Raw genomic sequence first — 25,834 nt, forward strand, 5'->3', positions numbered from 1 at the left:
CTGAGCGAACGAGGCGGGCGTCGGAGAAGTAGTCTGCGGGTCAGGCTTTGGCGGCTTGTCCCAGGGCGATCTTGAGCAGGTCGGCCACGGTGTTGGCGTTGAGCTTTTCCATGATGTTGGCGCGATGTGCCTCCACCGTCTTGATGCTGATGCCCAGGTCGTCGGCGATCTGCTTGTTCAGGCGGCCGGCGACGATGCGCTCCAGCACCTGGCTTTCGCGCAGGGTCAGCTTGGCCAGCAGGGCATCACGGCTGGCGGCCTGCTGGTGCACGCTGAAGGTCTCGCGGGCGCGATCGAGCATGCGCTCGACCAGGGCCACCAGCTGGTCTTCCTTGAAGGGCTTCTGGATGAAATCCATGGCGCCTTTTTTCATGGTGTCCACCGCCATGGGCACGTCGCCGTGGCCGGTGATGAAGACGATGGGCAGGGGCGAGTGGCCTTCAAGCAGGCGGTTCTGCAGTTCCAGCCCGGTCATGCCCTCCATGCGGATGTCGACGATCAGGCAGGCCACTTCGCGCGGGTCGTAGCGGTTCAGGAAGGACTCGGCCGAGTCGAAGCAGCGCACCCGGTAATCCTTGCCTTCGAGCAGCCATTGCAGAGAATCGCGCACGGCCTCGTCGTCGTCGACCACATAGACCGTGCCTTTTTTCGGAATCAGACTCATGCTCTAACCTGAGATTTTTCTGCTTGCAGTTGTAAGGGGGCCGACGCAGCCGCTGGTCCGTCCACGGGCAACCAGAAGGTGAAACGGCAGCCCGTGACGGCAGAGCCATTGTAGAGGTTCTCGGCCTTCATCCGGCCCTGGTGCGACTCGACGATGGAGCGGCACAGGGACAGGCCGATGCCCATGCCTTCGGCCTTGGTCGTGTGGAAGGCCTCGTACAGGCGCGCCATGACCTCGGGCGCGATGCCGCGGCCGGTGTCGGTCACGGTGAACTCCACCACCGGCCTGCCCTCGACGGTGGCCGGCAGCACGTGCAGTTCCACGCGGCGATGCTGCGGCGGGCGTTGTGCGTGGACGATGGACTCGGCAGCGTTCTTGAGCAGATTCACCAGCACCTGCTCGATCAGGATGGGATCGACCAGCACGGGCGGCAGGTCGGCCATGAAGTAGCTCAGTCGCACGTTGTAGCGCCGCAGTTCGATCTCTGCCAGCTCCACGGCTTCGTTGACCATGACGGCGACTTCCGACAGCGTGCGGTTGGGCTCGCTGCGCTTCACGAAGGCGCGGATGCGCTGGATGATCTGGCCGGCGCGCTGGGCCTGTTTGGCCGTCTTCTCCAGCGCGCCCAGCAGGTCTTCCTCGGAGATCTGCTGCGCCTTGATGCGCGAGACCATGCCGTTGCAGTAGTTGTTGATGGCGGTCAGAGGCTGGTTGAGCTCGTGCGCGACGCTGGAGGCCATCTCGCCCATGGTGATCAGGCGGCTGGCGGTCTGTGCGCGCTCGGCCTGGGCGGCGGACTGGGCTTCGGCCAGGCGGCGCGGCGTGATGTCGGTGGCGATCACCATCTGAGCCAGGCGGCCATCCACCCAGGTCAGGTAACGGGTGCGCACCTCCAGCCACTTGTCGAGTTCCTCCACATAGACCTCGGCGTTTTCGACCTCGGCATCGGGCAGGGCGCTGGTGGGCATGCCCATCAGGCCGTCCACGCTGTCGTGGCTGTCCTCGCTGCTCACGCGCGCCGGCATGCCGGCCTGGGTGGACAGGAGCACATGGCCGCTGCTGTGTTCGTGGAACCAGAGCCGGTAGAGCTTGTTGGCGAACAGCAATTCGTCGGTGCCCAGCGGAGCCACCGACACCGACGCGTCCAAGGCCTCCAGCACGGTGGTGAAGCGCTCGTAGGAGGCATAGAGCTGCTCGCGCACGCGGTTGGGCTCGGTGATGTCGGTCATCGAGGTCATCCAGCCGGTCTGCAGGCCGCGTGCGTCGATGAGCGGCGAGACGTAGATGCGGGCATCGAACAGGGTGCCGTCCTTGCGCTTGACGCGCACCTGGAAGCCGCCCGGGGTCACGCGGCCGGTCAGCTCGTCTTCGAGCCGGCCCATCAGCATGTCGCGGTCTTCCTCGGGCCAGTAGGGGAAGGGGGCGGTGCAGCCCACCAGTTCACGCTCGCTCCAGCCCGTCATCTGGCAGAACGCGGCGTTGACGTAGGTGATGTGGCCTTGCAGGTCGAGGGCGCGCATGCCGGTGGGCATGGAGTTCTCCATGGCGCGGCGGAAATTGGTTTCCAGCACCAGGGCCTGCTGGGCTTGCATGCGCCGGCGGGTGTGGCGCCAGTTGGCGATCAGCATCCAGGCCGTCATCACGCTGAGCGTGCCCACCAGCCAGAACAGGCCGCTGCCCACCACCCCCAGCGAAGCGCGATAGGCCTGGGCGTGCAGCACCAGGCCGTTGCCTACAGGCGAGACCGGCACTTCATATTCGTTCGCATGGGAGGCCCAGCCCAGCCACTGGCCAGCCCGGTTGCGCTTGGGCGCGCTGCTGCCGGCCAGCACCTCGCCGCGGGAGTCACGCAGGGAGACGGCATAACGCGCCGAGACCTCGGAGGGGACGCCGTAGCGGTAGAGCGTGTCCAGCGAATACTCGGCCAGCAGAACGCCGGTGAAGCGCGTCCGGCTGTACAAGGGCAGGTGCAGCTCCAGCAGCGCGGTGCCATCCGGCGTGGCACTGCGCTGCACGTAGATGGGCTGGCGCAATTCACGCGCCAAGGCAAAGGCGTTTTCGGTCTCGCTGGGTTTTTCCGGCAGCACGCCGCTGCGTACCTGGCCGTTCACCAGGCTTTGCGCCAGACTGGGATTGCCATGGGCGACACGCAGGCGGCGGCGTTCGTCGACCCAGCTCAGCCCCTGGAGTTCGGGGTACTGGTTGAGCAGCACGTTGGCACGGTTGCGGAACTGTTCGGCGTCCAGTTCCTGGCTGGAGACTTCCTGGGCGAGGCGCACCAGTTCTTCCTGGCGCTCCAGCAATCGCAGGCGCATGCGCTGCTGGGCGTATTCCACGTCCCGGCGAACCGCTTCCTGCTCCCGCTCCATCTCTTCCAGGCGCAGATAACCAAAGGCGGCCACGATGGCGGCCAGGAACAGCAGCACGGCCAGCAGCGGCGCCAGCATGGCGTAACGGTCCTGGCGGTGGGGTGACTGCCTGCGCCACCACTGCCGCAGACGCACCAGCGCGGGCAGTTCGCGCAGGTAGGGCAGCAGGCGGCGCAGTCGGGTTTGCATGTGTGCCAAGTGTATTCCGTATGGCCTTCGGCGGTCCCCGCGAAATCCATAATATGAAATTGGCGAGCACGCCTTGAAATGGGAAAAGAATTATGAGAAACTCCCGGATCGTTCTACATTGACTGAAGAACTTGTCCGCAGACAGGTTCCGTGCCTAAAACCAAGAGGAGCCAAGCATGTCAGCCCTGCCCCAGAACCTGTCTGGAATCGACGCCCAAGATCTCGACAGCCAGGAAACCCTTGAATGGAAGCACGCGCTGGAAGCCGTGATTGCGCAGGAGGGCCCGGAACGTGCCCATTTCCTGCTGGAGCAACTGCTGGAACATGCGCGCGAGCACAGCATCGACCTGCCGTTCTCGGCTACCACCGGCTACGTGAACTCCATCGAGCCGGACCAGGAAGCCCACAGCCCCGGCAACCTGGACCTCGAAGGCCGCCTGCGCGCCTACATGCGCTGGAATGCCATGGCCATGGTGGTCAAGGCCAACCGCCTGGACCCGGCCGACGGTGGCGACCTGGGTGGCCACATCAGCTCCTTCCAGTCGCTGGCGCACATGTTCGCCGCCGGCTTCAACCACTTCTGGCACGCCGACAACACCGACGAGGGCGGCACCCACGGCGGTGATCTGCTCTACATCCAGGGCCACTCCTCGCCCGGCATCTACGCCCGCGCCTTCCTCGAAGGCCGCATCAGCGAAGAGCAGATGCTGAACTTCCGCCAGGAAGTCGACGGCAAGGGCCTGTCCAGCTACCCGCACCCCAAGCTGATGCCCGGTTTCTGGCAGTTTCCCACCGTGTCCATGGGCCTGGGGCCCATCATGTCGATCTACCAGGCGCGTTTCCTCAAGTACCTGCACGCTCGCGGCCTGGCCGACACCAGCCAGCGCAAGGTCTGGGTCTTCTGCGGTGACGGCGAGATGGACGAACCCGAAAGCCTGGGCGCCATCGGCCTGGCCGCGCGCGAGAAGCTGGACAACCTGGTCTTCGTCGTGAACTGCAACCTGCAGCGCCTGGACGGCCCCGTGCGCGGCAACGGCAAGATCATCCAGGAGCTCGAAGGCGAGTTCCGCGGCGCCGGCTGGAACGTCATCAAGCTGATCTGGGGCAAGGAGTGGGACGGCCTGCTCGCGCGCGACAAGGACGGCGCGCTGCGCAAGATCATGATGGACACACTGGACGGCGACTACCAGGCCTTCAAGGCCAATGACGGTGCCTTCGTGCGCAAGAACTTCTTCGGCCGCGATCCGCGTACGCTGGAGATGGTCTCCAAGATGAGCGATCAGGAAGTCTGGGGCCTGCGCCGCGGCGGTCACGACGCGCAGAAGGTCTATGCGGCCTTCCACAAGGCCCACAACTCCCAGGGCGGCCCCACCGTGCTGCTGGTCAAGACCGTCAAGGGCTGGGGCATGGGCAAGGCCGGCGAGGGCAAGAACACCGCGCACCAGACCAAGAAGCTCGGCGACGACGACATCCGCTACATGCGCGACCGTTTCAACATCCCGATCCCGGACAGCGAGCTGCCCAAGATCCCGTTCTACAAGCCGGCCGACGATACGCCCGAGATGAAGTACCTGCACGAGCGCCGCAAGGCCCTGGGCGGTTACCTGCCCAAGCGTCGTACCGTGTCGAGCGAGAGCTTCACCGTGCCGTCGTTGGAGACCTTCAAGTCGGTGCTGGAGCCCACGGCCGAGGGCCGCGAGATCTCCACCACCCAGGCCTATGTGCGTTTCCTCACGCAGCTGCTGCGTGACCAGGCCCTGGGCCCGCGTGTGGTGCCCATCCTCGTGGACGAGGCACGCACCTTCGGCATGGAAGGCCTGTTCCGCCAGATCGGCATCTACAACCCCGAAGGACAGAAGTACACCCCGGTCGACAAGGACCAGGTCATGTACTACAAGGAAGACAAGGCGGGCCAGATCCTGCAGGAAGGCATCAACGAAGCGGGCGGCATCTGCAGCTGGATCGCCGCGGCAACGTCGTATTCGACGAACAACCGCATCATGATCCCCTTCTACATCTACTACTCGATGTTCGGCCTGCAGCGCGTGGGTGACCTGGCCTGGGCGGCCGGCGACATGCAGGCGCGCGGTTTCCTGCTGGGCGGCACCTCCGGGCGCACCACGCTCAACGGCGAGGGCCTGCAGCATGAAGATGGCCACAGCCAGGTGCTGGCCAGCACCATCCCCAACTGCGTGAGCTACGACCCCACCTTTGCGCACGAGGTGGGCATCATCCTGCACCATGGCCTCAAGCGCATGGTGGAGAAGCAGGACAACGTCTTCTTCTACCTGACCCTGCTCAACGAGAACTACGCCATGCCGGGCCTGAAGGCCGGCACGGAAGAGCAGATCATCAAGGGCATGTACCTGCTGCAGGAAGCCAAGGCCGCCAAGAAGGCGCCGCAGGTCAACCTGCTGGGTTCGGGCACCATCCTGCGCGAGTCGATCTTCGCCAAGGAGCTGCTGGAGAAGGACTGGGGCGTGGCCGCCAATGTCTGGAGCTGCCCGAGCTTCAACGAACTGGCCCGCGACGGCCAGGACTGCGAACGCTGGAACCTGCTGCACCCGACGGCCAAGCAGCGCGTGCCTTTCGTCACGCAGCAGCTGGAGCCGCATGCCGGGCCGGTGATCGCCTCCACCGACTACGTCAAGACCTTCTCCGAGCAGATCCGCCCCTACATCCCCAAGGGCCGGACCTACAAGGTGCTGGGCACCGACGGCTTCGGCCGCAGCGACTTCCGCAGCAAGCTGCGCGAGCACTTCGAGGTCAATCGCCATTACATCGTCGTGGCCGCGCTCAAGTCCCTGGCGGATGAGGGCACGGTGCCGATGGAGAAGGTGGCCGAGGCCATCGCCAAGTACAAGATCAAAGTCGACAAGATCAACCCGCTTTACGCATAAGGCGGGTCGATCCTGTGGCTCAGGCCTGCCCGCGCTCAGCCGGGTGGGCCTGACTCTCAGGGCCCGCTTCCCAAACAGGAAGACAAGAACATGGCTATCGTAGAAATCAAGGTACCCGATATCGGCGACTTCGAGTCCGTCGCTGTCATTGAACTGCTGGTCAAGCCCGGCGACACGGTGAAGGCCGAGCAGTCGCTCATCACCGTCGAGTCCGACAAGGCCTCCATGGAGATCCCCTCCAGCCACGCCGGTGTGGTGAAGGAGCTCAAGGTCAAGATCGGCGACAAGGTCGCCATGGGGTCACTCGTTTTGCTGCTTGAAAGCAGCGAAACGAGTTCCCCGACGGGGCAAGCTGGCTCAACCCCACCCCAACCCTCCCCCGTCACGGGGGAGGGGGCCAAAACCGCCGCGGTCGCCGCTCCGGCACCGGTAGTCCAGGCTGCGGCAACCACCGCACCCGTGGCTTCCGTCGCCGTGCCGGCGCACGATCCCTCGGCCCCCAAGGGGCAGCTGCCGCATGCCAGCCCCTCGGTGCGCAAGTTCGCGCGCGAGCTCGGCGTGCCGCTGGAAGAGGTCAAAGGCAGTGGTCCCAAGGGCCGCATCGTTGACGAAGACATCAAGAACTTCACCAAGTCCGTGATGAGCGGCGCGGCCCGCACCCAGGCGATGGGCACGGCGCCTGCTGGTGGTGGCGATGGCGCCGGCCTGGGCCTGCTGCCCTGGCCCAAGGTGGACTTCGCCAAGTTCGGCCCGACCGAGCGCAAGGAACTGTCGCGCATCAAGAAGATCAGCGGCGCCAACCTGCACCGCAACTGGGTGATGATTCCGCACGTCAACAGCTACGAGGACGCCGACATCACCGAACTCGAAGCCCTGCGCGTGCAGCTCAACAAGGAAAACGAGAAGGCCGGCATCAAGTTCACCATGCTGGCTTTTGTCATCAAGGCGGCGGTCGCGGCGCTCAAGAAGTTTCCCGACTTCAATGCCAGCCTCGATGGCGATCAGCTGGTCCTGAAGAACTACTGGAACATCGGCTTCGCGGCCGATACGCCCAATGGCCTGGTGGTACCCGTGCTCAAGAATGCCGACCAGAAGGGCCTGGTGGAGATCTCCGCCGAGATGGCCGAACTCTCCAAGAAGGCGCGCGACGGCAAGCTGAGCGCGGCCGACATGCAGGGCGGTACTTTCTCGATCTCCTCGCTCGGTGGTATCGGCACCACCTACTTCACGCCACTGATCAACGCGCCGGAAGTGGCCATCCTGGGCCTGTCCAAGAGTGCCATGAAGCCGGTCTGGGATGGCCAGGCCTTCCAGCCGCGCCTGGTCCTGCCGCTGTCCCTGTCGTACGACCATCGTGTGATCGATGGTGCGGCGGGCGCACGTTTCAACGCCTACCTGGCCCAGGTGCTCGGCGATTTCCGCCGCGTCATGCTGTAAGGAAAACCGATGGCACTCATAGAAATCAAGGTTCCGGACATCGGCGACTTCGAGTCGGTTGCGGTCATCGAGTTGCTGGTCCAACCCGGCGACACCATCAAGGCCGAGCAGAGCCTGATCACTGTGGAGTCCGACAAGGCCTCCATGGAGATCCCGGCCAGCCAGGGCGGGGTGGTCAAGGAGCTCAAGGTCAAGATCGGCGACAAAGTCAAAGAAGGGTCTCTCGTGTTGCTGCTTGAAAGCAGCGACACGAGTTCCCCTTCGGGGCAAGCTGGCTCACCCCCACCCCAACCCTCCCCCGTCACGGGGGAGGGCTCGAAAAGCCCCTCATCCGCTGCACCCGCGCCGGTCGCGGCCAGCTTCGGCGGCAGCGCCGACATCGAGTGCGATCTGCTGGTCCTGGGCGCTGGCCCTGGCGGTTATTCGGCCGCTTTCCGCGCGGCCGACCTGGGCCTCAAGGTCGTGCTGGTCGAGCGCTACGCTGCCCTGGGCGGCGTCTGTCTCAACGTGGGCTGTATTCCCTCCAAGGCGCTGCTGCACGTGGCCGCCGTGATGGACGAGGTCAGCCACCTGGGTGACCTGGGGGTGGACTTCGGCAAGCCGGTGGTGAACATCGACAAGCTGCGCGGCCACAAAGAGAAGGTCATCGGCAAGCTCACCGGCGGCCTGGCTGCCATGGCCAAGATGCGCAAGGTCACCATCGTGCGTGGTTATGGTGCCTTCGTCGGCCCCAACCACGTGGAAGTGGAAGAGACCAGCGGCGCGGCGCAGGACAAGACGGGCAAGAAACAGGTCGTGGCCTTCAAGACGGCCATCATCGCGGCCGGTTCGCAGGCTGTTCGCCTGCCCTTCATGCCTGACGATCCGCGTGTGGTGGACAGCACCGGCGCCCTGGCGCTCAAAGACGTGCCCAAGCGCATGCTGATCCTGGGCGGCGGCATCATCGGCCTGGAAATGGGCACGGTCTACAGCACCCTGGGCGCGCGCCTGGACGTGGTGGAGATGATGGACGGCCTGATGCAGGGCGCCGACCGCGACCTGGTCAAGGTCTGGCAGAAGATGAACGCACCGCGTTTCGACAACATCATGCTCAAGACCAGGACCGTGGGCGCCAAGGCCACGCCCCAGGGCATCGAGGTCACGTTCGAAGGCGAGGGCGCGCCGGCGCCGCAGACCTACGACCTGGTGCTGCAGGCCGTGGGCCGCAGTCCCAACGGCAAGAAGATCGTCGCCGAGAAGGCCGGCGTGTCCGTGAGCGACCGCGGATTCATCCCGGTAGACATCCAGATGCGTACCAATGTGCCGCACATTTTCGCCATCGGCGACATCGTGGGCCAGCCCATGCTGGCGCACAAGGCGGTGCACGAAGCCCACGTGGCGGCCGAAGTCATTGCCGGTGAACTGCTGGGCAACAAGGAGCTGGCTGCTGCCGCCTTCAACGCCCGCGTGATTCCCAGCGTGGCCTACACCGATCCGGAAGTGGCCTGGGTGGGCCTGACCGAGGAACAGGCCAAGGCCCAGGGCGTGAAGGTCAAGAAGGGCCTGTTCCCCTGGACGGCCTCGGGCCGCGCCATCGCCAACGGCCGCGACGAAGGCTTCACCAAGCTGCTGTTCGACGAGCAGACGCACCGCATCGTCGGTGGCGGCATCGTGGGCACGCATGCGGGCGACATGATCGGCGAGATCGCGCTGGCCATCGAAATGGGGGCCGACGCCGTGGACATCGGCAAGACCATCCACCCGCATCCCACGCTGGGTGAGAGCATCGGCATGGCCGCCGAGGTGGCGCACGGCAGTTGCACCGACGTGCCCCCGGCGCGGCGTTGAGCCTTTTCGGCCTTCCACACAACGGGCGCCTCCAGGGCGCCCGTTTTTTTGTCTGCCCGCGCCTGTTTCAGACCGCTCCGGTCCATCGGGATCGAAGTCTTGCATTTGTGTTACAAAAGATTACACTGGGTTACACCAAGTTACAGATGGGGCCGTGGGACGGATGACCTGCCTTCCAGGCTGCTGGGAGTGATGAGGAACAGGGCGCTCCCGGAGGTTTGACCTGGAGGGGGGAAGATGAGAGCCTTGGATGGGATGCTGACAGCGGCACTGCTCCTGTCAGCCTGGGGCGTGCAGGCCCAGACGGTGGTTCCGCCGGCGACGGCCGAGCCGGGCCGGCTTCGCGAACGCTTCGAAGCCCCGCCGTCTGCTTCGGCGGATGCCCGCTTGCCTGAACTCAGGGGGGCAGCTGAAACCGTCTTGCCGGAGGCCGTCAAGGCCTTGCGCGTGACGCTGCGTGCCATCCGGGTCGAGGGCGGCACCGTCTACAGCGACGCGCAGTGGCAGGCGCACACCCGGCCCTACATCGGTCGGGAAATCAGCGGCAGCGACATCTTTGCGCTCGCGCAGGCGCTGACGGTGCAGTATCGCAACGACGGTTACTTTCTTTCGGTGGTGATCGTGCCGCCGCAGTCGCTGGCCGAGGGCACGCTTACCCTGCGCGCAATCGAGGGGTATGTGGCCAGCGTGCGGATCGAAGGAGACCCGCGCGTGCGTCCGCAGCTGGAGGAGATCGCGGCGAAGATCCAGGCCTCCCGGCCGCTGTCGGCCCAGGTGCTGGAGCGCTACCTGCTGATCGCCAATGACTTTCCCGGCGTGCAGCTGCGCAGCGTGCTGTCGCCATCGCAGACGGTGGGTGCCGCCGACCTGACCCTGATCGCCAGTGTGAAGGACGTGGAAGGTTTTGCCTCGATCGACAACTACGGCACCCGCTACCTGGGCCCCAACCAGGCCACGGTGGGCGTCACCGGCAACCAGTTGCTCGGGGTCAACGACCAGTGGCGTTTCATTGGCGCGGGTACCGGCAATACGCAGATGTCCTTTGCCCAGCTCTCCTATAGCCAGGTGCTGAATGGGGAGGGGCTGGCGCTGGGGCTGTCGGCCTCGCAGGCACGCACCCAGCCGGGCGACACCCTGCGTGCCTTCGATGTCCGTGGCTACTCGGACGCGTTTGCGCTGACCTTGAGTTCCCCCTGGCTGCGCACCCGCAACCACAGCCTGTTGGCGCGCGTGACCTACGACCAGGCCGATATCCGCAGCGAGATCCTGGGCGCGCGCGTGAGCGACGACAAGATACGCGCCTTGCGCACCGGGCTGACCTGGCGCCGGCTGGACCTGCTCGACGGGCAGAACAACCTCGACGTCGACTTCAGCCGGGGTCTGGGCGGGACGCAGGGCGGCGATGTGCTCAAGAGCCGCGTCGGCGCCGATGGCCATTTCAGCAAGCTGACCTTCGACTATGCGCGCTACCAGCCGCTGGGGGGGCGCTGGGGCCTCACCACCGGACTGGCCGGGCAGTGGACCGCGGACACGCCACTGCTGTCCTCCGAGCAGTTCGCCCTGGGCGGGCGCCGTTATGGCCGCGCCTACGAGGCCGCGGAACTGGTGGGGGATCGCGGGCTGGCCTTCCGGCTGGAGCCTCGCTACGCCGTGCCGGTCGGTGGCAGCGGGCTGCAGTCCTATCACCTGTTCAGCTTCTACGACATCGGCGAGGTTTCCAAGGTCGGCAACCCGTCTGCCAGTACCCCGGTCAGCCAGAGCCTGGCGTCCGCCGGCTTCGGCACCCGTCTTTTCATGGCCGGGCCGGCGACGGCCCAGTTTGAAGCGGCCTGGCCCCTGACCAAACCGGTCGCCAGTCTCCCGGACGACGGCAAGGCCGTGCGCCTGCTGGCCTCACTGCTGATCCAGTTTTAGCCTGATCCAGCTCTGGCCTAGGGACCGTGCTTGCGAACCAACTCCTGAAAGGTTCACCATGACGCGTCAAAAAATTCACTCCCCTGCCCACGGACGGCGCACGCGTGGCATGCCTGCGGGCCTGACCCTCAAGACCCTGCCGCTGGCCGTGGCCTGGTGCTTTTGCACGCTGAGCCGGGCCGACATCAACCCGGCCATCGCGGGCCTGCCCATGGGCGGGACGGTGGCGGCAGGCAGTGTGGCCAGTGACCTGACGGGCAACAAGCTCACCCTGACCCAGACCGGCAACCGGGCGATCATCGATTGGACATCCTTCAATATCAGCGCAGGGAAAACGGTCGAATTCGTGCAACCCAGCGCCACCGCGGCCGTGCTGAACCGGGTGTCGGCCAGCGCCGGTATGTCCGAGATCTACGGCACCTTGTCGGCCAATGGCATGGTGCTGCTGATGAACCCGAACGGCGTGCTGTTCGGCAACGGTGCGACGATCAATGTCGGCTCCCTGATCGCGTCCACGGGAACGGTCAGCGTCAGCCCCTTCATGGACGATGTCAACAGCGGCGCCATCACCATCACCGGCGCCACCGGCAGTGTGCGCAACGAGGGCAGCATCACCGCCGGCAACGCGGGCCTGGTGGCCCTGGTGGCTCCCTCGGTGGTGAACCACGGCAGCATCACGGCCACCGGGGGGCGCATCGCCCTGTCCGGGACGGATCGGGCGACGGTGACCCTCAACGGGGGCCTCTTTGAGTTCGCCCTGCCAACTGGCGCGATCGGTACCAGCGTGTCCAACAACGCCGGCGCCAGCCTGGTCGGGGCGCAGCTGCTGATGACCACCGGCGACGCTGCCACCCTTCTGTCCGGTGTCATCAACCTGGAGGGGGTGCAGCAGGCCAGCAGCACCCTGGTGGTCAACGGCGACGTGGTGCTGCTCAAGTCTGCGCTGGATGCGCCCACGGTCAGCGGCAGCTCGAACCGCATCGAGGTCAGTCCAGGTGCGCGCGTGCGCGACGCGATCAACATCGCCAAGACGGGAACGCCCGGTGCCGGGGCGACGGTGGTCCTCAAGGCCGGCGACCATACCGAGCAAGTGGCGCTGAACAGGGCGAACCTGAGCTTGCAGGGCGAGACCGGCGCCAGGCTGCTGGTGCCCGATGTTGCCGATGTCAACGGCATCACCCTCAGCGCCGCCAACCTGACGGTGGAAAACCTGGAGATCGTCGGGCCGGTGAACCAGCCCTACTACGATTACTACGCCAGCTCGCGGCCCAACATCAGCCGCGGCATCGTGGTGGCCGACGGCATCACAGGCTTTGCGATTCGCAACAACAATCTGCACGATCTGCGCACCGGTATCCTGATCCATGGCCGCAACAGCACGGGCAGCGTCAGCAGCAACCGCATCGAGAACACCAAGAGCGGCATCTCGGTGCAGTACACCGACGCCAGCGGCATCGCCATCAGCGGCAACAGCCAGGGGACGATAGGCAATGAGTGGGGCCTGAACCTGCACCTCAACGGCCACATCGTGGGCGGCACGATCGTCAGCAACAGCACACCCATCGCGGCCGCCCCCACCCTGGGCTGGCAGCAAAGCCTGCTGGCCCTGAGCGGCGCCAACAACGGCTGGACGGTGCAGGACCAGGCTTACACCACCTCCAACCGCACGCAGGTGCAGGTCGCAGGCAGCGGGGCAGCCGGCAACCAGGGCAGCCGGCTCACACCGATCAACACGGTCCAGGGCGGTATCGACGCGGTGGTCAGCGGCGGCACGGTCAAGGTGGCCGCGGGCAGCTACACGCAGGCCTCGACGCTGAGTGTCGGCAAGCCGCTGACGCTGATCGGTGCCGGTGAGACAGCGACAACCATCGATGCGCGCGGGCTCACCACGCCCTACGGCATGTCCGTCAGCGCCGATGACGTCACCCTGCGCGACTTCACGTTTTACGGGCCCTCGGCCTTTTATGCCTCGGCCTACGGCATCAAGGTATCGCCCTCGGGCACGCCGGATGCACGCCTGCGCAATTTCACCATCGTGAACGTGAGCAGCCGTGGCGCGGGCAAGGCCGAGCTCGACCTCAACGGTGTCGACGGTGCCCTCATCGACCATGTCACCCTCAACGGCGCGCCGGTCGGCAACGACGCTGGCAGCAGCCAGGGGGCCGGCCTGCAGATCACCGACAGCGCCAACGTGACGGTGCGCTACAGCACCACGCTGAACAACGCGTGGGGTGGGGTGGCGCTGTACCAGGCCAACCGCAGCTACAACCAGCAGGTCAACAACATCAGCATCGAAGGCAACAACCAGTTCCATGAAGTCAACCCGGTCTACCTGCAGGACGAGTCGGCGCTGCATGATTTCGGCACCTTGGGCATTGCCGGTTTCGGCTATGCGGTGCGCAACACGACCAGCGCCGGCAGCAGCCAGTACACCTGGCTGCAGGCCACGCAACAAAAGGCCTACGATTTCGCCGTCAATCTGCCCGGCGCGTCGTCCAGCATCATCCAGGGCTGGGATGGCGCAGCCCGGACGCAGGACTTCGAGGTTGGCCTTGGTCAGCTGGCCGGCGGTGGCACGCAGGCCATGTCGATTGCCAGTGCAATCAGCGCGTCCGGCACCGGCGCCCGGATCACGATCGGGGCCGGCAGCTACAGCGAAACCGTGAGCCTCGGCAGCCGGCGCAACCTGAGCTTTGCCGATGCCACCGTCCAGGCACTGGACGTTCAGGCCGGTGCGGCCGACTCCGGCATCGGCGGCCAGGTGACGGCCCAGGGGGCCGGCGGCATCCGTTTCCAGGCGCCGGTCCAGCTGCTGGCCGACACCCGGCTGGCCACGACCGGCGCCGACATCCAGCTAGACGGCCACATCAGCAATGCCGCTGGCGGGGCCTACAGTCTGACCCTGGCTGCGGGTTCTGGCAGCAACCGCGGCAACGTGAGCATGCGCAGCGGTGGTTCGCAGAACAGCCCGCTGGAACAGTTCGACGTCAGCGCCAACCGTTACAGCCTGAGCGACACCCTGTGGGTCCAGCGCTACCAGATCAACGCCCTGGGCCTGGTGGCGCTCAGCAACCATACCCTGCGCGCCCTGGATGCGGCGGGCAACAACACGCTCACCACCAGCGGTGACGTGACGGGCAGCACCATCAGCCTGGGCAATGTGGCCGTGCAGAGCAGCGGCGATGTTTCGGTGAATGTCAGCGCCGGCGGTGATGCATCGGTGGCCGGCAACAACATCACGGGCACGATTTCGGGGGCGGACGTGGCCGTGACGGCACAAGGCAGCGCGAATGTGGCCGTGGTGGCCACACAGACGGCCACCCTGAGCGGTGACTCCGTGGTCGGCTCCGTCAGCGCACCGGCGGCGGTGGTCGACTCGGGCGGTGCGGTTCAGCTGACGCTGAATACCCAGACGGCCACGGTGCGTTCCGAGGGCCAGGCCAATCTGTCCGGCTCGGCGTCCAGTCTCACGCTCGATGCGCCGGGGGGCAGCGTCAGCGGCAATTTCAGCAACGTCAGCAACGCCGGTGACGGGGTCTTCACCGTCAATGGTCGGCCGGAGGTCGGCCAGACCCTGGCGGACAACGCCGGCAACAACCGTGTGGTGCCTGATCGCTCATCAGTCACGGGCACTCTGTCGTCCGATGCGGCGGCGGACAACGCGCGGCCAGGTGGTGCTGTCTTTGCCCTGCTGGAGGGCGTGCCGATGGCACGCAGTGCGCCGTCGCAGGCCGGTGGTGCGATCGATCGCGGGCAATCGGTGGAGATCGACCTGTCGCCCGGCCATGACGAGGAACCAAAGTAGTCCCGACCGCTCCAATGGTCATGGCTCGGCGTGCGGGTCCAATGATGCTAGATTTCGCAACAGGGTCCCTGTTGACCTGGCCTCTTGATACTGGAGTGAGATCGTGATGAAAAAACTGGGATGGTGTTGTGGCCTGCTGCTTGTACTGGCCTGGCCGGCGGTGCATGCCGAGGAAGAGCGCTTCGTCGACAAGGCCGCGCGTGTGACCAAGAAAACCGGCGAGGTGGCCGAGGAGGGCATCCACAAAGGTGCCTCCGCTGCCGACAAGGGGGTGGGCAAAGCCTTCGGTACCGTCAACGAGAAGGTGTTCAAGCCTGCCGACACCTGGATCCAGAACAAGGTCAACAAGAAGGGCAGCGCGGAGAAGCCGGCCGACAAATAGGCCGCCGTCGCACGCTGCGAACAACCCTGAAGGGCGTCAGCCCTCAGGGTTTATTTTTTGCCGTAGATGAAGTCCATGACCACCGCGTGGAACCGCTCCGGCTGTTCCAGATGCGGCACGTGGCCCACGCCGTTGAATTCCTTGAGCACGGCGCCCGGGATGCGCTGCTGTGCATTACGTCCCATCAGGGGGAAGTTGCCCATGGGCTTGACCACCTCGGGCGGCGCGAAGCGGCGGCCGAAGACCGTGCGGTCGTTCTGGCCGATGACCAGCAGGGTCGGCACCTTGAGCTGGGGCAGCTCGTTGTAGATCGGCCCGTCGTAGATCATCTGGTAGGTCAGGGCCGAGACGAGGGCGAAGTGCGGGTAGTCGCCGCTGAGCTGCACGCGTGCGAACTGCTCCACGAAACGCTCGAACTCGGGTTTCCAGACCGGGAAGTAGCCCTTGACGAAGTTGCGGTAGCTCGCCGGCGTCTGCGCCATCTCCAGCTTCACGAGGTTGGGCGTCTGCTGGGGCGGAATGCTGGCCACGTAGTCTTCGAGGCCCAGCGGGTTCTCCAGCACCAGGGCGATCACGCGCTCCGGGTAACGGCGCGCAAAATGCACACCCAGCATGCCGCCCATGCTGTTGGCAATGACCGTGACCCGGTTGAGCTTGAGATGGTCCAGCAGGCGTGCGGTGTTCTCGGCCAGCATGCCGAAGGAGTAGCGCATCTCGGGCTTGGACGACTTGCCAAAGCCGATCTGGTCCGGGGCGATGACGCGAAAGCCGTAGGTCGACATGGCCTTGAGCGTGGGGAGCCAGTAGTCCGAGCCGAAGTTCTTGCCGTGCAGGAGGACGATGGTCTGGCCGTTGGGGTTCTGCGGTTTGACGTCCATATAGGCCATGCGCAACGGCCGGCCCTCCACCTCGAACTGCAACATCTGCACCGGGTAGGGATAGGCCCAGTTCTCCATGGCCGCGCCCAGCGGCTCGGCGCCAGCGTAGGTCGGCTGGTTGGCATCCTGGGCCAGGGCCCAGAGGCTGGTGCCGGCCAGCAGCAGGGCCGCGGTCTGGCGCAGGAGTCGGTGCAGGGCAGGTCGCATCATTTCGCCTCGTTGATCATCAGGGTGGTTTTCTCGTCGACTTCCCGGGCCACCTGGCCCAGGGCCGGGTCCTCGGAGAGCATGGCCAGCATGTCGGTCGGCTTGATCATGCCGATCCGGGTCTTGCCTTTTTCAGTGTAGACCGAAATGCGGCAGGGCAGGGCCATGTTCATCTGCATGTCGGCAGCCAGCACCTTGGCGGCCTGGGCCGGGTTGCAGACCTCGAAGACGCGGCAGTTCTCGGTGAAGCTCAGGCCCTTGCTGCGCAGGGTGTTGCCGATATCGTGCACGTGGAGCACGCCGAAGCCATGGCGCTTGACGGCAGCGTCCAGATCGGCGGCGGCCTGTTCGAAGGATTTGGCGGTGTCAACGGTATAGAACATGGGAATTCCTCTCGGGGGTTGGCAGGGGCTAAGCATTGTGCCGGATTCCCCCGGAGGTATGTGCGTCCGGCCGGCGCAGGGTGGCCCGGACTCAGTAGCTGGTAGAGACCGGCGTCGACGTCGTTGCGGCCTGAAAGGGCGCGCGAGCGGAGGACTGGCCCAGGACACGACGGGCGCCGTCAAAGCGCCGGTCCCAGTAGTTCACGCGCATGTCCTCGATGCGCACGGCCGCACCCGGTTTGGGGGAGTGGATGAACTTGTGGTCGCCGACATAGATGCCCACATGGCTGTAAGTGCGGCGCAGGGTGTTGAAGAAGACCAGGTCGCCCGGCTGGAGCTCGGTGCGCTCGATCTGATGCGTGGCGGCCGCCTGTTGCGCCGCATTGCGCGGCAGCATCAGGCCCAGCGTCTGTTCGACCACGGCCCGCACGAAACCGCTGCAGTCGAAACCCGAGTCGTAGGTGTTGCCGCCGCGGCGGTAAGGCACGCCCAGCGCGCCCATGGCCGCCACCACCAGTTCGGACATGCGGTCCATCGGCTGGTTCGAACCGGCGGGATCGCTCGTGCCGGCCGGCTCGGTAGGTACCGGCGCAGCGCCAGCGGGTGCCGGCGCCGAGACGCCACGTGCCGGGGCCTCCACCAGGCCGCGTGCGTTGAGGAAGCGGTCCAGTTCATCGTCGCCCGCACCGCTGGCGCCGGCACGTGCACAGGCGAGCAGACTCAGCAGCAGGGCGATACAAGCGGTACGCATGCGGTTAGCATAGGACGTTGCCAGTGCAGATGTCAATTAAAGCTTTTTCATGGAAAACAGCTTAAGTGATTGATTTTAAATAAAAATTCATTGAGAGATGCCTTCATGTTCAAAGCGCTCGTGTTGGACAATGCCAACGGATTCACGGCCTCCCTGCAGCAGATCGACGAAGCCCGGCTGCCGGCCGGCGACGTGACCGTGGCCCTGCAGTACTCCACGCTCAACTACAAGGACGGCCTGGCCCTGTGCAACAAGGGGCCGGTGGTGCGCAGCTGGCCCATGGTGGCCGGTATCGATGGCGCTGGCACCGTGCTCGAATCCAGCCACCCGGCCTGGAAGGCGGGCGACGCTTTTGTGCACAACGGCTGGGGCGTGGGCGAGACGCATTGGGGTTGCCTGGCCGAAAAAGCGCGCCTCAAGGGCGACTGGCTGGTCAAGCTGCCGGCCGCCTTTACGCCAAGACTGGCCATGGCCATCGGCACCGCCGGTTACACCGCCATGCTCTGCGTGCTGGCGCTGGAAGACCACGGCGTGCAACCCGGCGCCGGCGAGGTGCTGGTGACCGGTGCCACCGGCGGCGTGGGCAGCGTCGCCATCGCCCTGCTGGGCAAGCTCGGTTACCAGGTGGTCGCGGCCACCGGCAAGGCCGCCGAGGCTGACTATCTCAAGGCGCTGGGCGCCAGCGCCATCATCGACCGCGAAGAACTGGCCCAGCCCGGCAAGCCCTTCCAGAAGGAGCGCTGGGCCGCGGTGGTGGACGCCGTGGGTTCGCACACCCTGGCCAATGCGCTGGCGCAGACCCGCTACGGTGGTGTGGTGGCCGCCTGCGGCCTGGCCCAGGGCATGGACCTGCCCACCACGGTGATGCCCTTCATCCTGCGCGGGGTCACGCTGGCCGGCATCGACTCGGTCATGGCCTCTTTGCCGAAGCGCCAGCGCGCCTGGGACCGCCTGGCGCGCGACCTCGACGTGACCCTGCTGGAGCGCATGGTCGAGGAAGTACCGCTGGACCAGGCCATCGCCAAGGCCCAGCAACTCATGGCCGGCCAGGTACGCGGCCGTGTGGTGGTCCGCATCGCCTGAAGGAGACCAGATGCTGCTCGAACTCGAAGATTCCCAGTTGCTGCTGGTCGACTACCAGGGCAAGCTGATGCCCGCCCTCCACGAGGGCCCGGCCGTGCTGGCCAACGCCAGTCGGCTGGCGCAGATGGCGCGCCTGCTCCAGGTGCCGGTTTTTGCCACCGAAGAGAACCCCGCAGGCCTGGGCCCCACCGTGCCCGCGCTGCAGGCCCTGATCGCCCAGGCCGGCGGCAAGACCTTAACCAAGATGAGCTTCAGCGCCGTGGCCGACGGCCTGGCCGAACTGCTGCGTCCGCCGGCGCGTGCGCCGCAAGGCAACGCGCGCAGCCTGCCCAAGCACCTGCAGAAGCCGGCCCAGCCGGCCGATGGGCGCAACACCATCGTGATGGCCGGCTGCGAGGCGCATGTCTGCCTGCTGCAGACGGCGCTGGATCTGCTGGACGACGAGTTCGAGGTCTGGGTCGTGACGGACGCCTGCGGTTCGCGCAGCGAGCGCAACCGCGATGCCGCCTTTGACCGCCTAGCCGGCGCCGGTGTCGAACTCGTGACGACCGAGATGGTGGCCTTCGAGTGGCTGCGCTCGGCTGAACATCCGGCTTTTGCGGATGTCCTCAAGCTCGTGAAATAGCCCGGGGGCCCAGACCATGAATCGCTGCCTGCTCCCCGGCCTGTTCCTTGCCGGTTTCGGCACGCTGGCCGCTGCCGCGGATGCGCCCGCGTCCCCGGAGCTGAGCCTGTCGGAGGATGGCGCCTATGTGGTCGATGTCCGCAGCAAGCTGGCCTGGCCCCGCTGCGTGGAGGGCATGGCCTGGAACGGGAAGACCTGCACGGGTGCGGCGCGCCTGATGACCCATGGCGAGGCCACGGCGCTGGCCGCGGCACGGGCCAAGGCCGAGGGCGTGGCCTGGCGGCTGCCGCGCGTACCCGAACTGCGTCGTCTGGCCGGCAAGGTCGGCAAGCCTGCAGGGCCGGAGGCTGCACTGTTCCCGGCGGCTCCCCAGGACTGGCACTGGTCCATCACGGCCAGCATCAATGCCGTGCGGATCAACCCCTACGACTACGACAATATCCGCCAGGGCCGCGCGGGCGGCAACACCGACCAGCTCGGCGTGCAGCAGGGCTGGGCGGTCCACCTGGGCTCGGGTGAGGCGCGGGGTGACGTCACCAAGCGTTCCATGCTCACGGTGCGGCTGGTGCGTCCGAACTTCTGAGTTTCTTTTTGGTGCTTGTCCTCCCCCCACAGAGGAGCGTCCCATGCAACACGAACGGAATCTGCGCAGTGCGTCGGTGCTTGCCAGCCTGGTGTTCCTGACCATGGCGGTGGCGCAGGCCGGGCCTTGCGGCGACCTCGTGACGATGGACACCCACGACGGAACCCGCACGCGCTACGCGTTCGCGCATCCCGCGAGTCCGGCCCGGGGCAGTCGGGTGGCACTGGTGCTGCTGCCGGGTGGGGGCGGCCATCTCCGGCTCGACGAACGGGCCTGCCCGCAGGCCCTCCAGGGCAATTCGCTGGTGCGCTCGCTGCCGCTGTTCCAGGCCGCTGGTTTTGCCACGGCGCTGGTGGATGCGCGCTCGGACCATACCGGCGAGGACGGCCTGGCGGGATTCCGGGCTTCGTCCACGCATGCCCTGGACCTGGGGCGGATCATTGCCGACGTGCGCCGGCGCACCCAGGCGCGTGTCTGGCTGGTCGGTACCAGCCGCGGCGCAATCTCGGCGGCCAACGCTGCGAGCCGCCTGAGCGGCCCGGCGGCGCCCGATGGCCTGGTACTGACCTCTCCGGTCACCTCGGGTAATCCCAAGGGCAGCAAGCCCTGGGTGGCGCAGACCGTGTTCGACCTGCCGCTGGAATCCATCCGCATGCCCGTGCTCGTGATCGGCCATGCGCAGGACAAATGCCTGCGTTCCCCGGCCACGCTGAACGAGCGCATCATGGCGCGTACCGAGGGCGTGCGCGAACAGCTCGTGCGGGTGGACGGCGGGCCGGGCCGCGCCGGCCTGTCGGCGGTGGAGGCCTGCGAAGGGCGTTCGCCGCATGGCTTCCTGGAGCAGGAGGCCGAGGTGGCCGAGGGTATCGTGCGGTTCATCAACGGTGCCCACTACTAGCCAGCCGTAAAAAAAGCGCCCATCGGGCGCTTTTTCATGTGTGCGCTGGTTCCTCAGGCCTTGCCGTGTTTGGCGATCAGATCCTTGGCGCTTTGCAGCAGTTTCTTGCCGTCGAAGCCACGCTTGTTCATGTCGGCCACCCACTCGTTGTCCACTTCACTGGAGCGCTTCACGAACTCCTGGGCCTCGGCATTGCTCAAGGTGTAGATGGTGTTGCCGCGCTCGACCGTGGTCTTGCGACCGGGAATATCGCTCTGCTGCTGCTGCCTGCCCAGCCAGCCCGAGGTGGCCAGGCCGGAGTTGTTGTCGATGACCTTCTTGAGGTCCGGTGCCAGCGACTCGTACTTGGCCTTGTTCATGGTCATCACGAAGGTCGTGGTGTACAGGCCAGGATGGCCGGCGGGAAACTCGGTGTGGAACTTGGTCAGTTCGTGCACCTTGACGGCCGGCACCACTTCCCAGGGGATCACGCAGCCATCGATGGTGCCCTTGGACAGGGCGTCGGGAATCTGCGGCAGCGGCATGCCCACGGGCGTAGCGCCCACGGACTGCAGCAGCTTGGTGACCTGACGGGTCGGGCCGCGCATCTTCAGGCCCTTGAGGTCATCGGGGGTCTTGATCTGCCTGGCCTTGGTGTGGAACATGCCGGGGCCGTGCACGTGCAGGGCGATGGGGTGCGTGTCCTTGAACTCGTCGACCGCGACGGTCTGCACGTATTCCCAATAGGCCTTGGAGGTGGCCTCGGCGTTGTTGAGCATGAAGGGCAGTTCGAACACTTCGATGCGCGGGAAGCGCCCGGCGGTGTTGCCCGGCAGGGTCCAGACCACGTCGACCACGCCGTCACGCGCCTGGTCATAGAGCTGCACCGGCGTGCCACCCAGCTGCATGGCGGGGTAGGCCTCGAACTTGATGCGGCCACCCGAATCCTTCTCGACCTTGTCCATCCAGGGCTTGTGCATGGTCAGCCAGACGGCCGACATGGGCGCCATGAAGGTGTGGAACTTGAGGGTCACGCTCTGCTGGGCCAGGCCCAGCGTCGGGACGCCGAGCGCTGCGGCGGCAGCGGTGGATTTGAGCAGGGTACGGCGCTGGATCATGGTCTGTCTCCTCTTGGGGGTTCAGGCTGCACCTTAGCCGAAATTCACTTCGGCACGTGCTGGGGCTTTCCCTCAATGAGCGCGCGGGCGGCCGTGCCGGCGCGCTGCTAGCCCACGTACTTCACGAGCCACAGCGAGACGGCCGGGAAGAACAGCAGCAGCAGGGTGCGCAGCACGTCACTGATCAGGAAGGGCATCACGCCGCGGTAGCTCTCGCTGATGGGCACGTCCTTGGCCATGCCGTTGACCACGTAGACGTTCAGTCCCACGGGCGGCGCCAGCAGGCCGAAGCCCACCGTCATCAGCACCATGATGCCGAACCAGATCGCCACCGATTCAGCGGGCATGCCGAAGTCCAGGCCCATGACCATGGGGAAGAAGATCGGGATGGTCAGCAGGATCATGGACAGTTCGTCCATGACCGCGCCCAGCACCACGTAGAGCAGCAGGATGGCGCTGACCACCATCATCGGCGGCAGGCCCCAGCCGCTGACCAGGCTGGCCAGCTGGGCCGGCACCTGCGTGAGCGTGAGCGCGGAGTTCATCAGGTCGGCCCCGATGAAGATCATGAAGATCATGGCCGAGCTTTCGGCCGTCGCGTAGAAGCAGTGCGCCAGCTTCTTGAGCGTCAGTTCGCGCAAGGCCAGGGCCATCACGAAAGTGGCGGCCGCACCGACGGCTGCACCCTCGGTGGGCGTGAAGATGCCGCCGTAGATGCCGCCAAAGACGATCAGGAAGATCAGCGCGATGGGAATGACACCCTTGAGCGACTGCCGCGTGATCTTCTGCGCCACCGCATCCTTCTCAGGTGCCTGGCCCGGCACCAGGCGTACGTAGACCGCGATGGCGATCATGTAGCCGACCATGGCGATGAGGCCGGGCACCATGGCCGCGGCGAAGAGCTTGGCGATGTTCTGCTCGGTCAGGATGGCGTAGATCACCAGCGGGACGGAGGGTGGGATCAGGATGCCCAGCGTGCCGCCCGCGGCCAGCGTGCCGGTGGACAGGCGCCCGGAATAACCATGGCGCTTCATCTCGGGCAGGGCCACCGAGGTGATGGTGGCCGCCGTGGCCACCGAGGAGCCGCAGATGGCGCCGAAGGCCGCGCTGGCCATGACGGCCGCCATGGCCAGGCCGCCCTTGAGGCGCGACATCACGGCGCTGGCAAAACCGAACAGGGCCTTGGAAATGCCGCCCTGGGTGGCGAAATGCCCCATCAGGATGAACAGCGGGATCACCGACAGGTCGTAGCTGGCAAAGCGCGCGAAGGCCTGGGTGTTGAGGAAGCTGGACAGCGGCAGCCAGCCGGCCTGGGTCACGTAGCCGATAGCCCCGGCCACGAACATGGCAATTGCGATCGGGATGCGCACCGCCATCAGCAGCAGCATGATGCCGAAGATCATCAGCGTCAGGGTCACGGGGGTCATCGCACAACTTTCGCGCCAAGCGCTGCGGTATTCGCCTTGGGAGCGGCCCGGCGGCTCATGCCTGGGCCTCCGGTTCAAAGCCGAGCAGGCCCTGGCTCAGGCCGATGAGGGCCGTGAGGATCAGGGGCGGCACCATCAGCGTGTAGACGATCCACTCGGGAAAGCCCAGCATCATGGTGGCCGACTGCGTGCTCCAGGCGCTCAGGCCGCCGAGCACGGTGCGCCAGGCCAGCAGGGCCATGCACAGGCCCAGCACGAAGGCGCCGATGCGGTCCAGCGTGGCGGTGGAGCGCTCGCTGGCGCTGGCCGTGAAGAAGTCCACGATGATGTTGCCACGGCGCAGCTGGCACCAGGGCAGGAAGAGGGCGATGGCCGCCCCGGCGGCCACACCCGTGAGCTCGAAATCACCGACCAGCGTGGTGCCGGTGGTGTTGCGCCCCAACACGCTCAGACAGGTCATCAGCGTGATGACCGTCAGCAGCACACCGGCCAGGATGGCGCAGGCCCTGGCCAGTGTTCCCAACATCTTGTAGATCATGGGCCGCGATTGTAGGGGCGCGCCCGGCTCAGACCACCTTGAGGCGGATAGGGGTCAACCCTGCCACGCCGCCTTCCATCACGTCACCCGGCACCACGGCGGCCACGCCTTCGGGCGTGCCGGTATAGATCAGGTCGCCGGGGCGCAGTTCCCAGGCTGCACTGACGTGCTCGATGATCTCGCCGATGTTCCAGATCAGCTTGGAGACGTCGCTGCGCTGGCGGTCCTGGCCATTGACCTGCACCCAGATCTCGGCCTTCTCGATGTCGCCGGCTTGCGCGGCCGGCGTGATGGCGCCGATGGGACAGGCCTCGTCGAAGGTCTTGCCGATGCACCAGGGACGGCCCAGCTTCTTCTGTTCGCCCTGCAGGTCGCGCCGGGTCATGTCCAGGCCCACGGCGTAACCCCAGATGTGCTTCTTCGCGTCGGCGGCCTTGATGTTCTTGCCGCCGGTGCCGATGCAGGCCACCAGCTCGATCTCATGGTGGAAGTCCTTGGTCAGGCTCGGGTAGTGCAGATCAGGGCTCTGGCCGGGTTCGATGACCAGGCAGTTATCGGCCGGCTTGATGAAAAAGAAGGGCGGCTCGCGGCCGGTGAACCCCATCTCCTGGGCGTGGGCCACGTAGTTGCGGCCGACGCAGTAGATGCGCCCGACGGGGAAACGGTCCTTGCTGCCGACCACGGGCACGGAGACCTGGGCCGGGGCGGTGATGACGAAACTCATGCGAGCCTTTCTTCCTTGTGGATGCCCAGGGCTTCCTGCACCGGGCGGTCTGAAAAACTGAAGAGCACGCAACCGGTCGTCGACTGCAGGCGCAGCGCCTGCCAGGAGGGCACGACAAAATGGTCGCGGGCTTCGAAATCGAATCGTACCGGGCCGCCGGGGCCCTCGATGTACGCAGTACCCGTACCTTCCACCACGCTGTACACCGCGCCATCGGTCTGGCGCCAGCCCTGGCCCTCGAAGCCCGCAGGCAGGCGCTGCAGGAAGGGCTGCAGGGTGGGCATGGGGGTGCCGCCGGTTTGCGGGTTGATGTAGCGCAGCTTGTAGCCCTCACTGGCGTCGATCGGGGCGCTGCGTTCGAGCTGGTGCAGCGCCTCGCGGCTGCGCTCATAGGGGTAGCTGAAGAGGGGCGAGGTGGCACCGAAAGGCGTGGTGCCGCGCACCGGCGCCATGTTGTGGCCGTAGCGCGCGAAGCTGGCGCCTTCGGGCCGCGTGACCGGCTGCGAGTGGGTCGCGCCGTTTTCCGCGAAACCGGCATCGAAGAAGCGGATCATGGGGATGTCCAGGCCGTCGAGCCAGACGACCGGCTCGTCCACCTCATTGCCATGGTCGTGCCAGGTCCAGCTGGGCGTGATGATGAAGTCGCCCGGGTGCATGGTGGTGCGCTCACCGTCCACGGCCGTGTAGGCGCCCGTGCCCTCCACGATGAAACGCAGCGCACTCTGCGTGTGGCGGTGGCTGGGTGCGACCTCACCCGGCAGGATCAGCTGCAACCCGGCGTAGAGCGACTGCGTCACCGCTGACTGGCCGCGCAGCGCCGGGTTTTCCAGGATCAGCACGCGGCGTACGGCCTCCTCGGCGGTGATGACTTCGCCGGCGCGTTGCAGATAGGGGCGGAGCTGCGCGTATTTCCAGTGGGCCGGCACGCAGGGCGAGGCCGGCTGTGGCGGCACCAGCGCGTGCAGCACCTCCCACAACGGGCTCAGGTTCAGTGGTGACATGTCGCGGTAGAGCGACTGACGGGCGGTGGCGGAAGGGTGGGGGGCGTTCATGGCCGGTTCCTGACGGTGAAGCCGATTGTCATTTAATAAGCATACATACCAGTGACGTGGGGTGTCGCGCGGGTTTTCCCGGGGGCGGCCGAGCCCCCGCG

At 66.1% G+C, this 25,834-nt stretch carries 19 protein-coding genes and 1 pseudogene; 10 read left to right on the forward strand and 10 right to left on the reverse strand.

Annotated elements, in window-relative coordinates; genetic code table 11:
* Nucleotides 1–40: 40 nt before the first annotated feature.
* A complete protein-coding gene (locus tag AC1RRP_RS14570; RefSeq protein ID WP_493037368.1) occupies nt 41–664 on the reverse strand; it encodes a response regulator transcription factor in 624 nt (207 codons plus the stop codon).
* Nucleotides 661–3,222: a PAS domain S-box protein gene (locus AC1RRP_RS14575; RefSeq protein ID WP_493037370.1), complete on the reverse strand. Its 2,562-nt coding sequence runs from the start codon at nt 3,220–3,222 to the stop codon at nt 661–663. The genes AC1RRP_RS14570 and AC1RRP_RS14575 overlap by 4 nt, the downstream gene beginning before the upstream one ends.
* A gap of 176 nt (nt 3,223–3,398) precedes the next feature.
* Between AC1RRP_RS14575 and aceE the strand changes: the two genes are divergently transcribed.
* The 6 genes and pseudogenes from aceE (at nt 3,399) to AC1RRP_RS14605 (ending at nt 15,487) form a co-directional block, all read left to right on the forward strand.
* Nucleotides 3,399–6,122: a pyruvate dehydrogenase (acetyl-transferring), homodimeric type gene (aceE, locus tag AC1RRP_RS14580; RefSeq protein WP_493037372.1), complete on the forward strand. Its 2,724-nt coding sequence runs from the start codon at nt 3,399–3,401 to the stop codon at nt 6,120–6,122.
* A 24-nt stretch (nt 6,123–6,146) separates the two neighbouring features.
* Nucleotides 6,147–7,559, forward strand: a pseudogene (gene aceF, locus AC1RRP_RS14585) (dihydrolipoyllysine-residue acetyltransferase); the annotation flags it as partial.
* A 9-nt stretch (nt 7,560–7,568) separates the two neighbouring features.
* Nucleotides 7,569–9,386, forward strand: coding sequence for a dihydrolipoyl dehydrogenase (gene lpdA, locus AC1RRP_RS14590; RefSeq protein WP_493037374.1), 1,818 nt, complete (start codon nt 7,569–7,571; stop codon nt 9,384–9,386).
* Between the two features lie 237 nt (nt 9,387–9,623).
* On the forward strand, nt 9,624–11,300 hold the full coding sequence (locus AC1RRP_RS14595; RefSeq protein WP_493037376.1) for a ShlB/FhaC/HecB family hemolysin secretion/activation protein: 1,677 nt from the start codon (nt 9,624–9,626) through the stop codon (nt 11,298–11,300).
* Nucleotides 11,301–11,358: 58 nt separating this feature from the next.
* Nucleotides 11,359–15,105 carry a beta strand repeat-containing protein gene (locus AC1RRP_RS14600; protein WP_493037378.1) on the forward strand — a complete coding sequence of 1,249 codons (3,747 nt, stop codon included), beginning with the start codon at nt 11,359–11,361 and terminating at the stop codon, nt 15,103–15,105.
* Nucleotides 15,106–15,211: 106 nt separating this feature from the next.
* Nucleotides 15,212–15,487 (forward strand): hypothetical protein, encoded by a 276-nt coding sequence (locus AC1RRP_RS14605; RefSeq protein ID WP_493037380.1) that lies wholly within the window; start codon nt 15,212–15,214, stop codon nt 15,485–15,487.
* Nucleotides 15,488–15,537: 50 nt separating this feature from the next.
* Here the strand turns inward: AC1RRP_RS14605 and AC1RRP_RS14610 are convergent, their stop codons facing one another.
* From AC1RRP_RS14610 to AC1RRP_RS14620, 3 genes are all read right to left on the reverse strand, one after another.
* Nucleotides 15,538–16,575: an alpha/beta fold hydrolase gene (locus AC1RRP_RS14610; protein WP_493037382.1), complete on the reverse strand. Its 1,038-nt coding sequence runs from the start codon at nt 16,573–16,575 to the stop codon at nt 15,538–15,540.
* Nucleotides 16,572–16,955 carry a DUF302 domain-containing protein gene (locus tag AC1RRP_RS14615; protein ID WP_493037384.1) on the reverse strand — a complete coding sequence of 128 codons (384 nt, stop codon included), beginning with the start codon at nt 16,953–16,955 and terminating at the stop codon, nt 16,572–16,574. The genes AC1RRP_RS14610 and AC1RRP_RS14615 overlap by 4 nt, the downstream gene beginning before the upstream one ends.
* 91 nt (nt 16,956–17,046) lie before the next feature.
* A complete protein-coding gene (locus tag AC1RRP_RS14620; RefSeq protein WP_493037386.1) occupies nt 17,047–17,706 on the reverse strand; it encodes a C40 family peptidase in 660 nt (219 codons plus the stop codon).
* A 105-nt stretch (nt 17,707–17,811) separates the two neighbouring features.
* Here AC1RRP_RS14620 and acuI point away from each other — a divergent pair, with 105 nt between their 5' ends.
* The 4 genes from acuI to AC1RRP_RS14640 are packed head-to-tail and all read left to right on the forward strand — an operon-like array spanning nt 17,812 to nt 20,895.
* Nucleotides 17,812–18,789 carry an acrylyl-CoA reductase (NADPH) gene (gene acuI / locus AC1RRP_RS14625; RefSeq protein WP_493037388.1) on the forward strand — a complete coding sequence of 326 codons (978 nt, stop codon included), beginning with the start codon at nt 17,812–17,814 and terminating at the stop codon, nt 18,787–18,789.
* 10 nt (nt 18,790–18,799) lie between these two features.
* Nucleotides 18,800–19,414 (forward strand): isochorismatase family protein, encoded by a 615-nt coding sequence (locus AC1RRP_RS14630; RefSeq protein ID WP_493037390.1) that lies wholly within the window; start codon nt 18,800–18,802, stop codon nt 19,412–19,414.
* A 16-nt stretch (nt 19,415–19,430) separates the two neighbouring features.
* The gene (locus AC1RRP_RS14635; RefSeq protein ID WP_493037392.1) at nt 19,431–19,997 is read left to right on the forward strand and encodes an Lcl domain-containing protein; all 567 of its coding nucleotides are present in this window, start codon (nt 19,431–19,433) and stop codon (nt 19,995–19,997) included.
* A gap of 43 nt (nt 19,998–20,040) precedes the next feature.
* The gene (locus tag AC1RRP_RS14640) at nt 20,041–20,895 is read left to right on the forward strand and encodes an alpha/beta hydrolase (protein ID WP_493037394.1); all 855 of its coding nucleotides are present in this window, start codon (nt 20,041–20,043) and stop codon (nt 20,893–20,895) included.
* Nucleotides 20,896–20,948: 53 nt separating this feature from the next.
* On the opposite strand, the gene AC1RRP_RS14645 is transcribed toward AC1RRP_RS14640, so the two are convergent.
* From AC1RRP_RS14645 to gtdA, 5 genes are all read right to left on the reverse strand, one after another.
* Entirely contained in the window at nt 20,949–21,992 is a 1,044-nt protein-coding gene (locus AC1RRP_RS14645) for a TRAP transporter substrate-binding protein (RefSeq protein WP_493037396.1), read from the reverse strand.
* Nucleotides 21,993–22,099: 107 nt separating this feature from the next.
* Nucleotides 22,100–23,419 (reverse strand): TRAP transporter large permease, encoded by a 1,320-nt coding sequence (locus tag AC1RRP_RS14650; protein WP_493037398.1) that lies wholly within the window; start codon nt 23,417–23,419, stop codon nt 22,100–22,102.
* Nucleotides 23,420–23,474: 55 nt separating this feature from the next.
* Nucleotides 23,475–23,957 (reverse strand): TRAP transporter small permease, encoded by a 483-nt coding sequence (locus AC1RRP_RS14655; RefSeq protein WP_493037400.1) that lies wholly within the window; start codon nt 23,955–23,957, stop codon nt 23,475–23,477.
* Between the two features lie 28 nt (nt 23,958–23,985).
* Nucleotides 23,986–24,681 carry a fumarylacetoacetate hydrolase family protein gene (locus AC1RRP_RS14660; protein WP_493037402.1) on the reverse strand — a complete coding sequence of 232 codons (696 nt, stop codon included), beginning with the start codon at nt 24,679–24,681 and terminating at the stop codon, nt 23,986–23,988.
* Nucleotides 24,678–25,733: a gentisate 1,2-dioxygenase gene (gene gtdA / locus AC1RRP_RS14665; protein WP_493037404.1), complete on the reverse strand. Its 1,056-nt coding sequence runs from the start codon at nt 25,731–25,733 to the stop codon at nt 24,678–24,680. Before gtdA ends, AC1RRP_RS14660 begins: the two co-directional genes overlap by 4 nt.
* Nucleotides 25,734–25,834 lie beyond the last annotated feature (101 nt).

It is taken from the genome of Hylemonella sp. GW821-FHT12C09, assembly GCF_058807395.1.